This window comes from Caulobacter segnis, from assembly GCF_003243465.1.
In the GTDB taxonomy this organism is placed as follows: domain Bacteria; phylum Pseudomonadota; class Alphaproteobacteria; order Caulobacterales; family Caulobacteraceae; genus Caulobacter; species Caulobacter segnis_A.
This window is the reverse complement of the sequence record NZ_QFQZ01000037.1, coordinates 1-18752: the sequence shown is the minus strand read 5'-3', so window position 1 is coordinate 18752 and position 18752 is coordinate 1. Positions and strand designations below refer to the sequence as shown.

Sequence of the window (18752 nt, the reverse complement as noted above, 5' to 3'; positions counted from 1 at the left end):
CTTCTTCCCGAGTCTTTTGAGTGAAGGCGCCCATCCGCTGCGGGAGCCCTCATAGAGCGTCAACGCGATCCGGACCCGGCGTTCGCCGGGGCGGTCCGTTGGACGTTGCTAGTAGACCAGTCGCCGAGCTTTGAGCGCCTTCGCCAGCGCCCGCTCCTCGCCGCTCTGCGCCGGCCAGTCCAGGCGACGAACCAGAACGCCGTGCAGCCGGCGCGCCAGCAGCCCGCCCGGCGCGCCCAGGACAGCCGAAGCTCCGCCGCCGCCCGCGAGATGTTTCTCGACGGGCTCCCGCCAGCCTTCGCGCAAGGCCGGCGCCGCCCGCAGGGTCAGGATCCAGTCGCCGCGCGCCGCCGCCGCGCCCGCCGCCAGGCAAGCCGCCGCGTCGCCCTCGACCGAGACCAGCCGCGCGCCGCTATCCTCGACCAGGGCCTCGACGCCGGGTTCGGCGCGGCCGACCAGGATCACCTCCTTGACCAGTCCATCGACGGCGGCAGGCACCAGCATGGCCATCTGGCCGGCCAGGCCCGGCAGGTCCTCGGAAGCGAGCAGCACGACGGAGATCATGCCCCTGCTTCGCCAGAGGGCGGCTCGGGGTCAAGCGGCAAAGCCAAGCCCTAGCCTAGAAGACATTTAACCTGCCTTCCTGCGCCTCGTGCCCAGGACCCATCGCTCAACCACAGTTGAATTCGAGAGGTGATCTCGGTTGACCAGCTCCTACTAGGCTACACGCGTGAGCTCGCCGCCAGCATGGGTCCTGGGCACAAGGCCCAGGAAGGCGCGATTTTGCTTGGAGTCCGTGTTGCACGCCCCCTACCCGAACAAGTCCATCTGCGACCCGCCCAGCACCGGCCGCTGGAACTGGCTGCAGTCCAGAGGCGTCCACGGCTGGTCCAGGCCGAACTTCTTGACCGCCAGGTGAAAGCGCTGGCGCAGCACCTCCGCCACCGGCCCCTCGCCCGTCATGCGCTCGCCCCAGCCCGAGCGGTAGGTCTCGCCCCGCCGCACCTGACGCACCAGCGACATCACGCGGCGGGCGCGATCGGGGTGATCGGTCTCCAGCCACTCCTCGAACAGCTGGGCGATCTCACGCGGCAGGCGCAGCGCCACATAGCCGGCGCCGCGCGCCCCGGCCTTGGCCGAGGCCTCAAGCACCGCCTCGACCTCGTGGTCGTTGAGACCGGGGATGGCGGGGGCGAACATCACCGTCACCGGCACGCCGGCCTCCGTCAGTCGCCGCACCGCCTCGATCCGCTTGCCGGGCGTCGCCGCGCGCGGCTCCATGCTGCGCGCCAGCTTGCGGTCCAGCGTGGTGATCGAGATCGCCACCCGGGTCAGCTTCCGCTCGGCCAGCCGCGCATAGATATCCAGATCGCGCAGGATCAGCGCCGATTTGGTGATGATCGTGAACGGATGGCTGTAGCGCTCCAGCACCTCGATCACCTGCCGCGTCACGCGCAGTTGCTTTTCGTCGGGCTGGTAGGGGTCGGTGTCGCCGCCGATATGGATGGTCGCCGGCGTGTAGCTGGCCTTGGCCAGCTCCTTCTCCAGCAGCTCGCCAGCGTGCGGCTTGAAGAAGATCTTGCTTTCGAAATCGAGACCTGGCGACAGGCCCAGATAGGCGTGGGCGGGCCGGGCGTAACAGTAGATGCAGCCGTGGCTGCATCCGCGATACGGATTGATCGAGCGATCGAAGCCGACATCAGGGCTCTGGTTGCGGGCGATGATCGTCCGCGACTTCATCGGCTGCAGCTCGGTCTTCAGCTGCCGGGGCTCTTCCTCCTCGCCCCAGCCGTCGTCGAACGCTTCGCGCTCCACGGCTTCGAAGCGCCCGGTGCGGTTGGAGCGCGCGCCGCGTCCCCGGGGGACCGCGCCCTTGATGTTCGTCGCCAGGGCCATGGTGGAATGATGCCACGACAACGGAACATTTCAAGAACATTTGTAGCGCGAACTCACTATGCGTCGCCGTTCAGGCGCCGTGTGGGGTCGTTCTCGCCTCGGCCGTGAGCCGATCCAGGTACAGGCGAATGCTGGCGGCCTCGGCGGCGGTGTTGGCCAGGGCGATGGCGCGGTCGAAGGCCTGGCGCGCCTCGTGGCCACGCCCAGCCTGCAACAGGAAGGCGCCGCGCGCGCCGTGATAGTGGAAATAGCCGTCCAGCCGCGCGCCCAACGGTTCGACCATCGCCAAGGCGGCTTCCGGCCCGCGCACCTTGGCCGTCGCCACGGCGCGGTTCAGGGTCACCACCGGCGATGGCTGCATGATCTCCAGCGCGGCGTAGAGCTGGTCGACGCCCCGCCAGTCGGTGTCCTCGGGCCGAGCGGCGCGCGCATGCAAGGCGGCGATCGCCGCCTGCACCTGGTAGGGGCCCGGGTCGCGCTTGAGCATGGCCTTGTCGATCAGGGCGAGGCCTTCGCCGATCATCTTGCGATTCCAGAGGCTTCGATCCTGATCCTCAAGCAGGATGGCGTTTCCGTCCGCGGAAAAGCGGGCCTCGGCGCGGGCGTGCTGCAGCAACAGCAGCGCGGTCAGTCCCATCATCTCCGGCTCGGCCGGGAACAGCCGCAGCAGCAGGCGCGCCAGCCGGATCGCCTCGTCGCAGAGACCACCCCGCGCCTCCACCGCCCGGCCGCTGGCCGAATAGCCCTCGTTGAAGACCAAGTAGATCATTGTCGCTACGGCGGCGAAGCGCTGCGCCCGCTCGACGGGACCGGGAGCTTCGAACGGCGCGTCGCCGGCGCCGATCCTGGCCTTGGCGCGGGTGATGCGCTGCTCCATCGCCGCCTCGCTGACCAGGAAGGCGCGGGCGATCTCGCGGACTGTGAAGCCCGAGACGATGCGCAGGGCCAGGGCGATCTGCTGGGTGGCCGGCAGGTCGGGATGACAGCAGATGAACAGCAGGCGCAGGACGTCGTCGCGATAGTGCGAACCGTCCAGGCGCTCGGCCGCGTCGGCCTCGGCGTCTTCCAGATCGGAGAGCAGCTCCTCGGGCGGCAGCGGCGCGTTGCGGCTGGTCTTGCGGACGGCGTCGATGGCGGCGTTGCGGCCGACCATGATCAGCCAGGCCGTCGGATCGCGCGGCGGACCGTTCCTGGGCCAGGCCTTCAGCGCCCGCAGGCAGGCGTCCTGAAAGGCCTCCTCGGCCGCGTCCATGTCGCGGAAGTAGCGCAGCAGCGCCGCCATGGCCTGGGGCCGAGCGGCGACGACCGCGCCCTCGATCCAGGCCAGGTCGGTCATGCGGCGACCTCACCGGGATTGAACATCGCGATCGGCCGGATCTCGTACGAGCCGCCGGGATTGGCCTTGCCCAGGTCCTTGGCGATCTGCAGCGCGCCGTCCAGCGAGTCACAGTCGACGACGTAGAAGCCCAGCAGCTGCTCCTTGGTCTCGGCGAACGGACCATCCAAGACGAGCGGCGGATCGCGGTCCTTGCGCAGGGTGGTGGCGGCGGTCGTGGGCATCAGCCGGGCGACGGGACCGAGCTTCCCCTCCCGCGCCAAGCGCTCCTGGACGACGCCGAGCTTCTCCATCACGGCGTCCTCCTCGTCCTTGGACCAGGCGCAGACGACGTCCTCGTAATTGTAGCAGAGTATGGCGTAGAGCATCGCGGTCCTCGTTCCTGCCTAGGACGAGCGACTATGCCCGCTTCCGACAGCCGGCCCAGACTTTTCTAGCCACGCCCTCAAGCGCCGCCGGACCGGCTCGTCATAGAGCTTCAGCACCGCCCAGGCGCCGACGATGATCACAGGGATCGCCACCAGCGAGAAGCCGATCGGATAGCCTTTGCCCCCGATCGCCCGGAAGCCGCGCAGCATCAGCTCCCAGCCCAGCCAGTGCAGCGCGTACAGCGGATAGGAGATCGCGCCCGAGACCCGGCACAGCGCGCCGAGGCGCCCCGCCGGATCGCGCCGCCCCGCCAGCACCATCAGCGGGAAAACCACGCTCACGCAGACGAAATCGTAGAGCCAATTCAAGGGCGTCCACGGGAAACTCAACACAGCCGCCAGCACCACCGCCAGCAGCCAGACTGGCGCGCTCCAGGTCGTGAAAGGGTGGATGCGGTAGCAGCCCCAGCCCAGCAGGAAGGCGAAGATCGTCCGCAGGAAACTGATCACGAAGGTGCCGCGATCCCAGCCCGTCAGCACCCCGCCCATGCCGTGCGCGACATACAGCATGACGGGCAGCAGCAGCACGACCATCAGCACGTGGCCCAGGACACCGAGACGCCGGATCGGGAACCACGCCGCCCCCACGGCCAGCTCGAAGAACAGCGACCAAGCCGGCGGATTCAAAGGAAAAAGCGGTGAGAACCCATCGTCGCTCGTCCACACGCGGGGGATCATCAGCAGGCCCAGGCCCAGCCACCCCGGCACCCGCTCGCGATGCTGGATGATCACCGTCGCGCCGAGCAGCATGGTCAAGGCGATCAGCGGCCACAGCCGGATCAGCCGCTGGCGCATGAAGCCCGGCCAGCCGATCTCGCGCCGGCCATAGGCGTGGGCTAGGACAAAGCCTGAGAGGCAGAAAAAGAAGTCGACGGCGAGATAGCCGTGCGGCACCAGGCCATGGCGGCCGGTCCAGCTGCCGACGTGATAGAGCATCACGCCGAGCGCCGCGACGCCCCTCAGGCCGTCCAGCGCCTCGAACCGCCTTCCCGCCTCGCCCCCGCTCATGTCAGCGCGTGAAGACGCCGACCAGCTCGATGTGCGGCGACCAGACGAACTGGTCGACCGGCAGCACCTTCTCCAGCCGGAAGCCGGCCTCGACCAGGGCGCGTGCGTCCTTGGCGAAGGTGGCCGGATTGCACGAGACGCTGATCACCTTGGGGACCTTCGACTTGGCGATCTCGACCGTCTGCTCGGCCGCGCCCGCACGTGGCGGGTCGATGACCACGACGTCGATCTTGGCCAGCTCGGTGCTCAGCACCGGGCGCCGGACAAGGTCGCGCGCCTCGGCCTGGATGGGCTTGAGGCCCGGCGTGGAGCCGATGGCGGCCTTCAGCGCGCCGATGGCCGGCGCGCTCATCTCGGCGGCGTGGACCGCCCCGATCTCGGCCAGGCGGAAGGTGAAGGTGCCGACACCGCAATAGAGATCGGCCAGACGGCTGGCGCCCTGGGCCTCGGCGACGGCGAAGTCGACCATGGCGCGCTCGGCGGCCGGCACGGCCTGCAGGAAGGCGCCGGGCGGCAAGGCCACCACCGCCGGTCCCAGCTTCACCAGCGGCTGGCGCGCGCCATAGACGGTCTCGCCGGCCATGGTGACGCGGGCGAAGTCGCCCTCGCTGGCGGCCATCGCCGCGCGCATGCGGGCGTCGGCCGACAGCCCGCCGCTCTTGCGCTCGACGCCGGTGACGTCGATGTCGAGCCCGGTGCCCGTCAGCGTCACGTGCAGCGTCGGGGCGGACTTGGGGTGCTCCAGGAACGGCTCGGCCAAGCGCGCCAGGGCCGGCAGGGCGGCGACGAGCCGTGGGTCGGTGACCGGGCATTCGGCGATCGGCACGAGGTTCCAGGAGCGGCGCTCCTTGAAGCCCAGCAGCGCGCCGACGCCCTTCGGTCCCTTGCGGGCGTGCAGAGCAACGCGGCGACGCGAAGCCGGCGGCGCGGCGAAGGTCGGCAGGATCTCGGTCTCGAGCCCTTCCATCGACAGCTGGAGACGGATTTGCTCGCCCTTCCAGGCGCGATAGGGCTCAGACGCCCAGTGCTGCAGGGCGCAGCCGCCGCAGGTCCCAAAGTGGCGGCACGGCGGCGTCACGCGGTCCGGGCTGGGGATGAGGATCTCGGCGACCTCGCCCCGCGCGCCGTCCATCCTGGCCAGCACCCGCTCGCCCGGCAGGGTCAGGGGCACGAAGGCGGCCCCCTTGCCCTCCGCGTTGCGGGAGAGGCCGTCGCCTTGGGCGCCGACCGCGTCGATCGTCAGTTCTCGCATCTGGTATCCATAGGGCGCCAGGGAACCGGCGCGCAGAGGCCGTCCATACCGCGCGGACGACAAGCTGAACACCTCGGTCAGGCGCCGTTCATGTTGACTACGCCATAGCTTGACCAACGAACGGACCGGGCCTCGCCCCTAAATTGACAAGCTCTCTCATGACCATGACCGCCACCAAGAGCAGGACCACCAAGATGAAGACCGTTCTGGGCGTCACCGTCGCCCTCGTCTGCGGCGTTCTCACGCCGACCCTCGCCTCGGCCCAGGCCTATGGCTCGGGTGGGGCCTATGACCAGCGGCCGTACTATGACGAGTGCCAGCGCTCGACGACGCAGCGCGGCGCGGGCGGCGGCCTGGCCGGCGCCGGCATCGGCGCGGCGATCGGCAGCGGCATCGCGGCCAAGGGGGCTCGCACCGAAGGCGCCGTTCTGGGCGGCTTGCTGGGCGCGGTGATCGGGACCAATGTCGGCAAGAACTCCGCCGCCTGCACGCCGGGCCGCGCGCCACCGCCTCCGCCGCCTCCGCCGCCCGTGGCCTATAACGAACCGCCTCCGCCCCCGCCGCCGCCGTCCTCCTATGACGACGCCCGCCGCGACGCCGAACGCGACAGCTATTACGAGCGCAGCTACGAGCGCCACGAAGGCTATCGCGTCGCCGACCGCCCGAAGGCCGACATCAACGGCTGCACCTTGGCCGAAAGCCCGATCTACCTGCCGGACGGCCGCGTCCAGAAGCGCTTCGTGCGCGTCTGTCCGGACGCCAACGGCCGGTACCAAGTGGTCGACTAAGCGACCCGCCATCTTGTGGAAGACGATCGGCCGCTCCCCTTGGGGGGCGGCCGGTTTCGTTTAGCGCTTGACCGCCCAGACCAAGCGCTCGACCTGGCCCTCGCCGCCGGTAATCGGGCTTTCGGCCAAGCCCTTCACGGACCAACCCGCGCCTTCCAGGAAGTCGGTGATTTCGCCCTCGACGCGAGCGATGACCTCGGGATCCTTGACCAGCCCGCCCTTGCCGACATGGTCGCGCCCAGCCTCGAACTGCGGCTTGATCAGCGCCACCAAGTCCGCGCCGGGCGTGGCCAGAGCCAGGGCGGCGGGAAGCGCCTTGGTCAGGGAGATGAAGCTGACGTCGCTGACGACCAACTCCGGCGGCGCGGGAATGCGGTTGGTGTCCAGCGCCCGGGCGTCGACTCCCGACAGGTCCGCCACCCGGTCGTCCGCCTTGAGCTTGGCGTGAAGCTGGTCGCGGCCGACATCGACCGCGAACACCTGGGCCGCGCCGCGCGACAGCAGGACCTCGGTGAAGCCGCCGGTGGAGGCGCCCACGTCGACAGCGATCCGCCCCTGCACGACGATGGGCCACAGGTCCAGCGCATGGACCAGCTTCAGCGCCCCCCGCCCCACCCAGGGATGGGCGGCCTCGGCGAGGATCTCGGCGTCCTCGGCGACGCTTTCGGATGGCTTGGCGACCACCTTGCCCGCCACCATCACCCGCCCCGCCTCGACGGCCGCGCGGGCCTTGGCGCGGCTGTCGAAGACGCCTCGCTCGACGAGCAGCTGATCGATGCGCTTGCGGGCCACGACGCCTCCCCAAAACCGAAGCTGGCCCTGTAGCACGGGGTTGCGGCCCAGGTCTCTTCCAGGCCAACTTAACCGCGATCACCGGCGCGCAAGACGCCGGCCCGTGGGAGACAACCATCCATGCGTTTCAGCCGCCGCGGCCTCCTGGCCGCCTCCGCCGCCATCGCCGCCGCCCCCTCGGCCTTCGCCAAGCCCAAGTCATCCGCCGCCCCCGCTCCGTGGACGCCAGACGCCACCGAACTCGCCGGGCGGGTCAGCCGCAAGGAGGTCAGCGCGGCCGAACTGGTCGAGGCGGCGATCCGGCGGATCGAGACGCTGCAGCCCCAAGTCCAGGCCCTGGTCGCCTCGGACTTCGAGCGCGCGCTGGACAAGGCCAAGGCCGGCAAGCTCTCCGGTCCGTTCGCGGGCGTACCCTTCCTGGTCAAGGACCTGGATCCCTACAGGGGCCTGCCGACCCGCTACGGGACGCGCGTCAGCATGGGCGCCAAGCCGGAGAAGGAGCAGACCGCCTATATCGACGCCTTCGACAAGGCGGGGCTGGTCACCCTGGGCAAGTCGGCGACGCCGGAATACGGCTTCCTGCCGACGACCGAGCCGATGGGCTTCCTGCCGACCCGCAATCCCTGGAACACCCAGCATTCCTCAGGCGGCTCGTCCGGCGGCGCCGCGGCGGCGGTGGCTTCCGGCATGGTCGCCATCGCCCACGCCAGCGACGGCGGCGGCTCGATCCGCATCCCCTCGGCCAATTGCGGCCTCTTTGGCCTGAAGCCCTCGCGCGGCCGGATGATCCCCAACCGGCCCAGCAGCTGGGGCATCGACCTGTCGGTATCCCACGTCCTGACCCACAGCGTCCGCGACTCGGCGGCGATGTTCGCGGCGACCGAGCGGACGGACGCCGGCGCGCCGCTGAAGCCCATCGGCATGATCGGCCAGCCGCTGAAGAAGAAGCTGAGGGTCGGCCTCATGATGAACGGCGGCACGGGCCTGGCGCCCGATCCGGAAGTGCGGACCGCTGTCGAGAACGCCGCCAAGCTGCTCGGCGACCTCGGACACCGGGTCGAGCCCGCCACCCTGCCCGTCGATGGCGCGCAGTTTGGCCAGGACTTCACGGTGCTATGGGCCAGCGGCGCGGCGGAGCTGGTCGCGGGCGTGACGAAGGCCATGGGCCGCAAGCCCGACGCCAGCGTGCTGGAACCGTTCACCCTGGGCATGGCCGAACTGGTCGGCAAGCTCCCCAAGGACGCCCTGCCCGCCGCCATGCAGCGACTGAAGGCCTTCATCGGCGCCTATGACGCCTGGCTGGCGAAGTACGACGTCATCCTGTCGCCGGTGCTGGGCAAGCCGCCCGTCGAGCTCGGCTATGTCGCCGGCTGGGTTCCGTTCGAGGAACTCCAGGCGCGGCTGACGGCCTATGTCGGCTACACTCCGATCCAGAACGTCGCCGGAGCGCCGGCCATGAGCGTGCCGCTGCATTGGACCGCCGACGGCCTGCCGGTCGGCGTCCAGATCGCCGGCCGCGCCGGCGGCGAGGCCACGCTGCTGGCCCTGGCCTACCAGTTGGAAGAGGCCCAGCCCTGGGCGCACAAACGGCCGCCGGTCAGCGCCTAGCCCTGACGACCCGCCGTTCCGGCTCGGCTGGGACGGCGGCTCCTACGCCCCGCGTCCGTGTTCTCGGACGTGATCCAACAAATCGGCGACCAGCCCGAAGTCGATCGCCTCGGGCTTCTTCCAGCGCACGCAGCCGCCGCCGCGATCGACCCCCGCCATGCGCTCCGGGAAGGCGTCCAGCGCCCCGCGGCCGACATAGAGCGCGATGTACTGCTTCTGGCTGTTGAACGAGACCAGCGGCGCCTTGGGGTCGCCGTAGCCCGGCATGCCGAAGGCCATGATTTCGCTGTCGACGCCGAACCGCTCGAGGCAGAGGGCGCGCAGTCGGTCCAGCGCCGGGCGGCGCTCGGGCGGGACCTCCGCCAGGAAGTCATCGACACGCGCCGCCTTTGACTGAACCATCGCCCCCTCCAGCGAGGGGCGGATCACCCCTCCACGAACACCTTTTTCAGTTCGTTCTTCATGATCTTGCCATTGGCGTTGCGCGGCAAGGTCTCGTGCCAGAACACCACCTTCACCGGCACCTTGAAAGCGGCCAGACGATCAGCGACGAAGGCCCGCAGTTCGGCCTCGGAGGCCTCGGCGCCGGGCTTCAGGGTGACGACCGCCGCCGGCTCCTCGCCCAGCGACTTGTGCGGGATGCCGACCAGGGCCGCGTCCATGACCGCCGGGTGGTCGTAGAGGCAGTTCTCGACCTCGATGCAGTAGATGTTCTCGCCGCCCCGGATCAGCATGTCCTTGGCGCGGTCGATGATGAAGCAGAAGCCCTCGGCGTCGAGGCGCGCCAGGTCGCCGGTCCGCACCCAGCCGTCAACGAAGGTCTGGGCGGTGGCCTCCGGCTTGTTCCAGTAGCCGCGCACGACCTGCGGGCCCTTGCACCACAGCTCGCCGACCTCGCCGATCGGCAGCTCACGATACGGCGCCTCGACGGTCATGATCTTGAGGTCCGTGACCGGCACGGCCGGGCCGCAGCTGTCGGGCCGGTTCTCGTAGTCCTCGGCCGAGTTGCTGGTCGCCGTGGCCGAGGTCTCGGTCATGCCCCAGCCGTTGCCGGGCGAGGACTTGGGCCAGATCTCTTTGATCTTGCGCACCAGCTCCGGCGCCGAGGGCGCGCCGCCATAGGCCACGGCTTCGATCGAAGAGAGGTCATACTTGTCGCGGTTCGGGTGCTCGATGATCTGCCAGGCGATGGTCGGCACGCCGCCCATCTGGGTCAGCTTTTCGTCCTGGATCACCTGCATCGCCCGCTCGGCGTCCCACTTGCGCATCATGGCCAGCTTGGCGCCGCCGAACAGCGAGGGGTTCAGCACCGCGAAGCAGCCGGTGGCGTGGAAGAACGGCACCGACAGCAGCGCGCCCTTCTGCGGCGCGCTCGGATCGGGCTGGGGCGGCGCCTCGCCCCGGCGCAGGAAGGCGCGCGCGGACGCGGCGGCGGCGGCGAAGATGTTGCTGTTGATATTGCGGTGGGTGGCGATCGCGCCCTTGGGCTTCCCCGTGGTGCCCGAGGTGTAGAAGATGGTGGCGTCGTCATCGGCCGCCAGCTCGACGGCGGGCAGCGGCTTGGCTTCCAGCGCCGCCCAGTCGTTGGCCCCGCCGATCACCGCCTCCAAATGGACGACATAAGGGTGGCTGATCTCTTCCGGCGAGCGGCTGACATAGACGCGCTGCAGCTCGGGACAGTTGTGAAGGTGCTCGGCCAGCCGCTCGTAGCGCTCGACATCGACGATGGCGACCTTGGCCCCGGAATCGACGAGGCCATACTCCAGCTCGGGGCCCGTCCACCAGGCGTTCAGCGGCGTGACGATCGCGCCGAGGGTCAGGCCCGCATAGAAGGCCACCGGCCATTCGGGCACGTTGCGCATGACGATCGCGACCCGGTCGCCCTTCTGTACGCCGAAGGCCTGGAGTTCGGCGGCCATGTGGGTGACGGCGCGATAGAAGGCCTCGAAGCTGACCCGCTCGTCCTCGTGGACCAGGAAGATCTTCTCGCCGTGCGTGCGCCCCATCAGGAGCGTCTCGCGCAGGGTCGGCGGCGCGTTCTTCCAGACCCTTGTCTTCACGCCGCGGATCTCGACCTCTTCCATCTCGCCCGGCGTGCCCGGCTGGGTGATCAGCGCATAGGCTTGCTGAACCGACATGGCGGGCCACGGAATGGACTTAGCGGCGGCGGCCTGGGTCATGATGCTTACTCCCGGTGTGTCGCGCCTTGTTGAGCGAGCGCGTTTGACGACCAGAGAGCACAGCCGGAAGCCGGATGCAAACGTGCGTTTGACGCTAGGGGATCATTGATAAGTTAGACACCTCGACCCCGACCAGGCGAACAAGATCAGCGTCCTCACGCCGGACCCTCTTGCGCCAGATCGCCGTCAACGCACATGGGCTGTGCGAACCCCTCGCGCTCACGATTCGAGAGTTCCCTGATGCGCCTGTTTCTCACCGGCCTTGTCGCCGCCGCCGGTCTCTCGTTGGCCTTTCCGGGCGCCTGCGCCACGGTCCAGCCCACCGCCGCCCTCGCGGACTCGCCCGACGCCGCGCTGAAGTCCAGGATCGACAGCGTTCTTGACCGCGCGATCGACGATCAGCGCCTCGTCGGCGTCGTGGTTCTGGTCGCCCGCGACGGCAAGCTCGTCTATCACCGCGCCGCCGGCCTGGCGGATCGCGAAGCGAACAGGCCGATGACCGAGGACGCCCTCTTCCGCTTTTCCTCGGTGACAAAGCCGTTCGTCAGCGCCGCCGTGATGCGGTTGGTCGAGCAGGGCAAGATCAAGCTCGACGCGCCCGTCACGACCTACCTGCCGGACTTCAAGCCGAAGCTCGCCGACGGGACGACGCCGGTGATCACCATCCGCCAGTTGCTGACCCACACCGCCGGCCTGACCTACGGTCTGGCCGAGGGCCCGTCGCACCCGTATCACACGCTGGGCGTCTCGGACGGCATCGACCTCTCCGGTCTCAGCCTCGACGAGAACGTCCGCCGGATCGGAGAGGCGCCGCTGGCTTTCGCGCCGGGCTCGCGCTGGCGCTACTCGGTCGCCATCGACGTGCTCGGCGAGGTGATCGAGAAGGCGACCGGCCGATCGCTGCCCGACGTCGTGGCCGAGACCGTGACCCGGCCGCTCGGCCTGAAGGACACCGGCTTCGTCGCCACGGCCCCTGCCCGCCTGGCCACGCCCTACGCCAACGCCCAGCCCGCGCCGACGCGGATGACGGACAACCAGGACGTCCCGATCGGCCCGACCTCCGTCCGCTTCGCCCCCAGCCGCGCCCTGAGCGCCAAGGAGTTCCCGTCCGGCGGCGCGGGCATGGTCGGCTCGGCCGGCGATGTCCTGAAACTGCTCGAGACGATCCGCCAAGGCGGCGCGCCGATCCTGAAAGCCGCCACGGTCAGCGAGATGACCAGGGACCAGGTCGGCCCGCAGGCGGCGACGCAGGGGCCCGGCTGGGGCTTCGGCTATGGCTGGGCGGTGCTTGACGCCCCGGCGGTCGCCAACACCCCGCAAGGCGTCGGCACGCTCGCCTGGGGCGGCGTCTATGGCCACAACTGGTTCGTCGATCGGAAGAACGGCCTGACCGTGGTGCTGCTGTCCAACACGGCGTTCGAGGGAATGAACGGCCAGGTGACGCGCGAGCTGCGCGACGCGGTCTACGCCAAATAAGGAAAGGGCGGCGCTCTCGTTGAGACGCCGCCCTCCCATTCTCGTCCCGTGAAGACCTAACCCACCGACTCCAGCCGGCTGAGCGCCGCTTCCAGCTTGGCCTTGGCGGCTTCGGCTTCGGCGAGGCGTTCGCGGTTTTCCTCGACGACCTCTTCCTTGGCGCGGGCCAGGAAGTCGGGGTTGCCCAGCTTCTTGCCCACCTTCTCGATCTCGCCGACGTGGCCAGCGATTTCCTTGGTCAGGCGCGCCTTCTCGGCGGCTAGGTCGATGAACTCGGCTATGGCCAGGGCGCCGGTGGCCTCGCCCATCACAATCGGAACCGAGCCAGCCGGCGCGGCGTCCGCTTCACGGGCGCTGTCGAGGCGCGCCAGGGTCAGCAGCAGGTCGCGGTGACGGGCCAGGCGGGCCTTGGTCTCGGGACCGGCGCCGACGACGGTCAGAGCGGGCTTGGCCGACGGCGGCACGTTCATCTCGGCGCGGATCGAGCGGATCTCGCCGACGGTCTCGACCAGCCAGCCGATCTCGGCCTCGGCCTCGGCGTCGATCCAGTCGGCGGGCAGGTCCGGCCATTGAGCCGAGATCAGCATGCTGTCGCGAGCCGGACCGAACTCGGCCGTCTTCTCCCACAGCTCCTCGGTGATGAACGGCATCACCGGGTGCAAGAGCTTGAGGATCACATCCAGCGCCCAGGCGGCCGTGGCGCGGGTCTCGGCCTTGGCCGCCGCGTCATCGCCGTTCAGGATCGGCTTGGCCAGCTCCAGGTACCAGTCGCAGAAGACGTTCCAGACGAAGCGGTACAGAGCGCCGGCCGCCTCGTCGAACGACGGGGCTTCCAGGGCCTTGGTCACCTCGGCCACGGTCTTGACCGTCTCGCCGCGGATCCACTTGTTGATCGGCTGCTGGACGGTGGCCGGATCGAAGCCCTCGACGCGGACGCACTCGTTCATCTGGGCGAAGCGCGAGGCGTTCCACAGCTTGGTGCCGAAATTGCGATAGCCCTCGATGCGCTGCTTGGAGAGCTTGATGTCGCGCGCCTGGCCCGACATCGCCGTCAGGGTGAAGCGCACCGCGTCGCAGCCCAGCTCGTCGATCAGGATCAGCGGATCCATCACGTTGCCCTTGGACTTGCTCATCTTGGCGCCCTTCTCGTCACGGACGAGGGCGTTGATGAACACCTGCTTGAACGGGGCTTCACCCATGAAGTGGATGCCCATCATCATCATCCGGGCGACCCAGAAGAAGATGATGTCGAAGCCCGTCACCAGGGTGCTGGTCGGGTAGAACTTGGCCAGATCCGCGGTCTTTTCCGGCCAGCCCAGGGTCGAGAACGGCCACAGGGCCGAGCTGAACCAGGTGTCGAGGACGTCCTCGTCCTGGGTGAGGACGACGTTCTCGCCGAACTGGGCCTTGGCGGCGGCGTAGGCGGCTTCCTCGGTCTCCTCGACGAAGATCGAGCCTTCCGGACCAAACCACGCCGGGATGCGGTGACCCCACCAGAGCTGGCGCGAGACGCACCAGGGCTCGATGTTGCGCAGCCATTCGAAATAGGTCTTCTCCCAGTGCTTGGGCTCGAAGACCGTCTCGCCGCTCTCGACGGCCTTCAGCGCGGGCTGGGCCAGGGTCTTGGCGTCGACATACCACTGGTCGGTCAGGAAGGGCTCGATGACCACGCCCGAACGGTCGCCGTGCGGGACCATGTGCTTGGTCTTCTCGATCTCCTTCAGCCAGCCCTCTTCCTCAGCGCGGGCGACGATCGCCTTGCGCGCGACGAAGCGGTCCATGCCCTGGTACTCGGCCGGAACGTTCTCGTTCAGCTTGGCGTCGACCGTCAGGATGTTGATCGCTTCCAGACCGGCGCGCTTGCCGACGCCGAAGTCGTTGAAGTCGTGGGCCGGGGTGATCTTCACCGCGCCCGAGCCCTTGGTCGGGTCGGCGTAGTCGTCGGCGACGATCGGGATGCGGCGGCCGACGATCGGCAGGGTCACGAACTTGCCGACCAGGCCCTTATAGCGCTCGTCATCGGGATGGACCGCGACGCCGGTGTCGCCCAGCATCGTCTCCGGCCGCGTGGTCGCCACCACGATGTAGTCGCGGGTCTCGAAATCGGTCGGCTTGCCGTCCTCGTCGAAGGCGATCGGGTGCTGGTAGGTGACGCCGTCGGCCAGCGGATAGGCGAAGTGCCAATAGGCGCCGTCGACCTCCTTCTGCTCGACCTCGAGGTCGGAGATGGCGGTCTGGAACTGCGGGTCCCAGTTGACGAGGCGCTTGTCGCGATAGAGCAGGTTCTGCTTGTAGAGCTGGACGAACACCTTGCGGACGGCCGCCGACAGACCCTCGTCAAGGGTGAAGCGCTCGCGCGACCAGTCGCAGCTGGCGCCCAGGCGGCGCAGCTGGTTGGTGATGGCCCCGCCGCTTTCGGCCTTCCATTCCCAGACCTTGGCGACGAAGGCGTCGCGGCCCATGTCGCGGCGGCCGATATTGCCCTGGGCGGCCAGTTGGCGCTCGACGACCATCTGAGTGGCGATGCCCGCGTGGTCGGTGCCCGGCAGCCACAGGGCGGCCTTGCCGCGCATCCGGTGGAAGCGGGTCAGCACGTCCTGCAGCGTGTTGTTCAGCGCGTGACCGATGTGAAGGCTGCCCGTCACGTTCGGCGGCGGGATCACGATGACGAACGGCTCGGCGTTCGGATCCTCAGCAGGCTTGAAGGCCCCGGAGGCCTCCCAGGCGGCGTACAGGCGGGGTTCGACGGATTTGGGATCGAAGGTCTTTTCGAGCATGGCGGTGCGGATATGCCATCTGCGGCCCGCGCGGGGAACCTGCGGGGCCTGGATTTGTGGGGTAATTCGCAACGAAAAAGGCGGCCGCCGCGGCGGCCGCCTCGTTTTTCGCGAGAGTCGAAGCGGGGTTAGCGACCGCGAGCGATGCGCTGTACCTCTTCCTCGACCTTGGTCTCGACGATGCGCGGCAGGTTCTGGTCCAGCCATTCCTTGAGCAGCGGGCGCAGCAGCTCGCGAACGACATCCTCCAGCGTGCGACCGTCCTTGGGCATCAGCAGGGCCGAGCTCAGGCTGCCGAACGCCGAGGCCGCGGCCGAGGCGGCCGTCGCGCCAACCAGGGTATCGGCCACTTCGTCGCGATCGAAGCTGGGGGCGATCGGCGGCGGCGGCGCGGGTTCCGGCTCCGGCTCGGGCGGCGGCGGAGAATAGACGTCGATATCGCCAACGGTCTCGAGAGGCGGCTCGACTTCGAATTCCGGCTCGATCGGGTCGGTCAGCTCCAGCACGTCTTCGCCATCGCCGCCGAAATCCGGCTCCGGCTCGAGCAGCGGTTCCGGTTCGACGACGGGCGCCTCCTCGGCCGCAGGCTCCGCCGGCGCGTCATCTTCGGAGATGATGCGTCGGATGGAGGCGAGGATCTCCTCCATCGTCGGTTCTTGGGAGCTCTGATCGGACATGTTTGGGCCGTCGTAAGGAATACGAATCTCTACACGCCTGACGGCGCGTCAGTTCGCGATGGTGCAGACTTGGACAGCTTAAGCAAGCTTAAGCATAACCCGTGGGCGGAAACGACGCGGGACGCGACGCTTACTTCGCCGCGCTGCTCCCCTTGGGCGACGGCGCGCCGACCTTGTCGACAGCCTGCACGACGGGCTCCCACGGAACCCAGCCGACGCTGTGCGTGACGCGGCTGTAGGACACCTTGGGATCGTAGGCGGTCGTGTTGGCCGCCAGCTTGGTGACGCCCAGCTGACCCATGGCCTGCAGCACCGCGGCGCTGGCGACATATTCGTCGCGACGGGCGCCGACCAGCGCCAGCTCGGCGTTGGACAGTTCCAGCTGGGCGTTGAGGACGTCCAGGGTCGTGCGCAGGCCCACCTGCTGCTCCTGACGCACGCCTTCGAACGCGATCCGCGTGGCCCGCACCTGCTCCTCGTTGGAGACCAGGTTGGCGCGCGAGGCCAGCAGGTTGCTCCAGGCGTTCGAGACCTGCTGGATCGCCGTGCGCTTGGCGCTGTCGGTGGCGCTGCGGGCGGCGTTCTCGCGCTCGGACGCGGCGCGCACCTGCGAGGTCGTCAGGCCGCCGGTGAAGATCGGGATCGAGGCGGTGATCGCGCCCGACAGGGTGCGGTCGTAGTCGTCGAACTGGCTGCCAACGCCGGCGCGCCGGTCGGCGGCGTAGCCCAGCGAGGCGCGGGCCGAGACGGTCGGGCGATAGCCGGCCTTGGCCACGGCGACACGGGCGGCGGCGGCTTCCTCGGCGTAGCGGGCCGAGGTCACGCTGGGATTGGTGGTCTGCGCGGCTTCGAAGGCCTGGTCCACCGACGTCGGCAGCAGGCTGGCGAGGCTGGGCTCCGGCGCGAGCTCGCCCGGCGTCTGCCCGACCAGGGCGGCGTAGGACGAGCGGCTGATTTCCAGCTGGGCCTGGGCCGAGGACAGGCCGGCCTTGGCGGCGGCCAGGCGAGCCTGCGACTGGGCCACGTCGGTGCGGGTGATCTCGCCCACGTCGAAGCGGGCGTTGGATTCGTCCAGCTGGCGCTGCAGGACGGCGACGTTTTCCTTGGCGATGCGCAGGCGTTCCTGGTCGCGGCGCACGTCGACATAGGCCTGGACGACGTTGATCAGCACGCTTTGCTCGACCGAGCGCAGGTTCTCCCGCGCCGACAGCACGTCGGCCTCGGCGGCGCTCAGGTTGGCGCTGGCGCGCCCACCCGTATAGAGCGGCTGGCTGACCGACACGGTCGCGGCGCTGCCCGAGGCCTTCACGTCGGCGCCCGTGTGCGGCGAGGTGTTCGAGCCGGTGACGTCCAGTTCGCCGCCGATCGTCGGACGGAAGCCGGTCTTGGCCTGGACCACGCCCTCGTCGACGACCCGCGTGCTGGCCCGCTGCTGCTGCAGCGTCGGGTTGGTCTGGTAGGCCAGGGCGATGGCGTCGGCCAGGGTTTCGGCTTGAGCGGCGGTGAAAACGCCCGCCATCAGGCCGGCGCTGCAAGCGGCGGCCAGCAATCCGGCCCGTCGACGGTTCGACATCTAGGTTCTATCCCCAATCACGCGAAGCTCGCGTACCACACTATGAGGCGTGTAAGTCGGACCGCCTGCCGTCGCCAGTTAAGCTTTTTTCACGCAGACGTTGCGGCGCCCGGCCGCGACGCCCCGATCAGAAGCTGAAGCCGGCCTCGACCTCGAACCCAGCCAGAATCGGCGGCGAGGCGTCGAAGGCCTGGCGACGACCGACACCGTCCTCGGCGCGCACATAGATGACGGCGCGGCCGACCGGGCCGGTGCGCTCGACAACGCCCAGGCGACCGCCGATCGCCAGCGCGTCCTGCCAGGCCTTCGGCGCGACCGAAACGGCGCCTTCGCAGACGATGACGTCATAGCCGGCGCCCGGCGCGGCCTTCAGGTCGTCGCCGTCGACGCGCGTCACCGACAGGCCCATGGTCTCCAGCACGGCCGCGGCGTAGGGCGCGGCGATGGCCAGGGCCTTCTCGCCCTCGCGGGGCTTCAGATTCTGCAGCAGCTTGCCGACCTCGCGGGGACGCAGCAGCCAGCGGCCCGGCGCATATTCGATGTCGACGTCGGCATAGGCCAGATAGGCCTTCGCGGCGGGGACCAGCGTCTCGCGCGCCACCACGCGCAGCGCGTCCTGCAGCGGCAGGTCGGTGACGTCGGCGGTGCGAATCTGGCTCTCGACCATGTTCAGCCGCGCGGCGGCGAAGTCGGTGCTCATGGAATCCCTCGAAGGACTGGACTTTCGAGCAGGCTTATAGGTCCGCCGATCGTCAGAACGCAATGCGATCGCGCGGCGCAGGCGGGGTTTAAAGCGCGCGCCCAAGTCGTCACTCGCCAAGGACGCGACCTTTGGCGCCCCGGCTGAACGAAACCGTCCGGTCCAAACCAAATCGTGCAGGAAAGAAGAGATGGCTCCGCGGGTAGGATTCGAACCTACGACCAGCCGGTTAACAGCCGGCTGCTCTACCACTGAGCTACC

The 18752-nt window shown here is 69.1% G+C and carries 16 protein-coding genes; 3 read left to right on the top strand and 13 right to left on the bottom strand.

The genetic code is table 11. The annotated features are described in order from the left end of the window. Positions 1-108: 108 nt before the first annotated feature. The 6 genes from DI526_RS12675 to DI526_RS12650 all read right to left on the bottom strand — a co-directional run bounded on the left by DI526_RS12675 (position 109) and on the right by DI526_RS12650 (position 5920). Positions 109-564 carry a cell wall biosynthesis glycosyltransferase gene (locus tag DI526_RS12675; protein WP_304278356.1) on the bottom strand — a complete coding sequence of 152 codons (456 nt, stop codon included), beginning with the start codon at positions 562-564 and terminating at the stop codon, positions 109-111. Positions 565-810: 246 nt separating this feature from the next. Next, entirely contained in the window at positions 811-1896 is a 1086-nt protein-coding gene (locus tag DI526_RS12670) for a PA0069 family radical SAM protein (RefSeq protein ID WP_304278428.1), read from the bottom strand. 70 nt (positions 1897-1966) lie between these two features. Then, positions 1967-3232 (bottom strand): RNA polymerase sigma factor, encoded by a 1266-nt coding sequence (locus DI526_RS12665; RefSeq protein ID WP_304278352.1) that lies wholly within the window; start codon positions 3230-3232, stop codon positions 1967-1969. Then, positions 3229-3600, bottom strand: coding sequence for a YciI family protein (locus DI526_RS12660; protein WP_304278350.1), 372 nt, complete (start codon positions 3598-3600; stop codon positions 3229-3231). The genes DI526_RS12665 and DI526_RS12660 overlap by 4 nt, the downstream gene beginning before the upstream one ends. 18 nt (positions 3601-3618) lie before the next feature. After that, positions 3619-4668: an acyltransferase gene (locus DI526_RS12655; RefSeq protein WP_304278347.1), complete on the bottom strand. Its 1050-nt coding sequence runs from the start codon at positions 4666-4668 to the stop codon at positions 3619-3621. A 1-nt stretch (position 4669) separates the two neighbouring features. Next, positions 4670-5920, bottom strand: a complete 1251-nt coding sequence (locus DI526_RS12650; RefSeq protein WP_304278344.1) for a class I SAM-dependent RNA methyltransferase — start codon at positions 5918-5920, stop codon at positions 4670-4672. Positions 5921-6078: 158 nt separating this feature from the next. Here DI526_RS12650 and DI526_RS12645 point away from each other — a divergent pair, with 158 nt between their 5' ends. Beyond that, positions 6079-6708 (top strand): hypothetical protein, encoded by a 630-nt coding sequence (locus DI526_RS12645; RefSeq protein ID WP_304278341.1) that lies wholly within the window; start codon positions 6079-6081, stop codon positions 6706-6708. A gap of 60 nt (positions 6709-6768) precedes the next feature. Here the strand turns inward: DI526_RS12645 and DI526_RS12640 are convergent, their stop codons facing one another. After that, complete coding sequence (locus DI526_RS12640; protein WP_304278338.1) at positions 6769-7500, bottom strand: TlyA family RNA methyltransferase; 732 nt, start codon at positions 7498-7500, stop codon at positions 6769-6771. Positions 7501-7620: 120 nt separating this feature from the next. On the opposite strand from DI526_RS12640, the gene DI526_RS12635 reads away from it, so the two are divergent. Then, entirely contained in the window at positions 7621-9108 is a 1488-nt protein-coding gene (locus tag DI526_RS12635; RefSeq protein WP_304278336.1) for an amidase, read from the top strand. 42 nt (positions 9109-9150) lie between these two features. Here DI526_RS12635 and DI526_RS12630 read toward each other — a convergent pair whose 3' ends face one another. Beyond that, a complete protein-coding gene (locus DI526_RS12630; protein ID WP_304278333.1) occupies positions 9151-9510 on the bottom strand; it encodes a DUF1801 domain-containing protein in 360 nt (119 codons plus the stop codon). A 23-nt stretch (positions 9511-9533) separates the two neighbouring features. Then, positions 9534-11288, bottom strand: a complete 1755-nt coding sequence (locus DI526_RS12625) for a class I adenylate-forming enzyme family protein (RefSeq protein WP_304278331.1) — start codon at positions 11286-11288, stop codon at positions 9534-9536. 240 nt (positions 11289-11528) lie between these two features. Here DI526_RS12625 and DI526_RS12620 point away from each other — a divergent pair, with 240 nt between their 5' ends. Beyond that, complete coding sequence (locus DI526_RS12620) at positions 11529-12764, top strand: serine hydrolase (RefSeq protein WP_304278327.1); 1236 nt, start codon at positions 11529-11531, stop codon at positions 12762-12764. Between the two features lie 56 nt (positions 12765-12820). Here DI526_RS12620 and DI526_RS12615 read toward each other — a convergent pair whose 3' ends face one another. From DI526_RS12615 to DI526_RS12600, 4 genes are all read right to left on the bottom strand, one after another. Beyond that, the gene (locus DI526_RS12615) at positions 12821-15541 is read right to left on the bottom strand and encodes a valine--tRNA ligase (protein ID WP_304278324.1); all 2721 of its coding nucleotides are present in this window, start codon (positions 15539-15541) and stop codon (positions 12821-12823) included. Positions 15542-15669: 128 nt separating this feature from the next. Then, the gene (locus tag DI526_RS12610; protein ID WP_304278320.1) at positions 15670-16218 is read right to left on the bottom strand and encodes a DUF2497 domain-containing protein; all 549 of its coding nucleotides are present in this window, start codon (positions 16216-16218) and stop codon (positions 15670-15672) included. Between the two features lie 130 nt (positions 16219-16348). Beyond that, entirely contained in the window at positions 16349-17791 is a 1443-nt protein-coding gene (locus DI526_RS12605; protein ID WP_304278315.1) for a TolC family outer membrane protein, read from the bottom strand. A 127-nt stretch (positions 17792-17918) separates the two neighbouring features. Continuing rightward, positions 17919-18491, bottom strand: a complete 573-nt coding sequence (locus DI526_RS12600) for a protein-L-isoaspartate O-methyltransferase (protein WP_304278313.1) — start codon at positions 18489-18491, stop codon at positions 17919-17921. Positions 18492-18752: the final 261 nt, after the last annotated feature.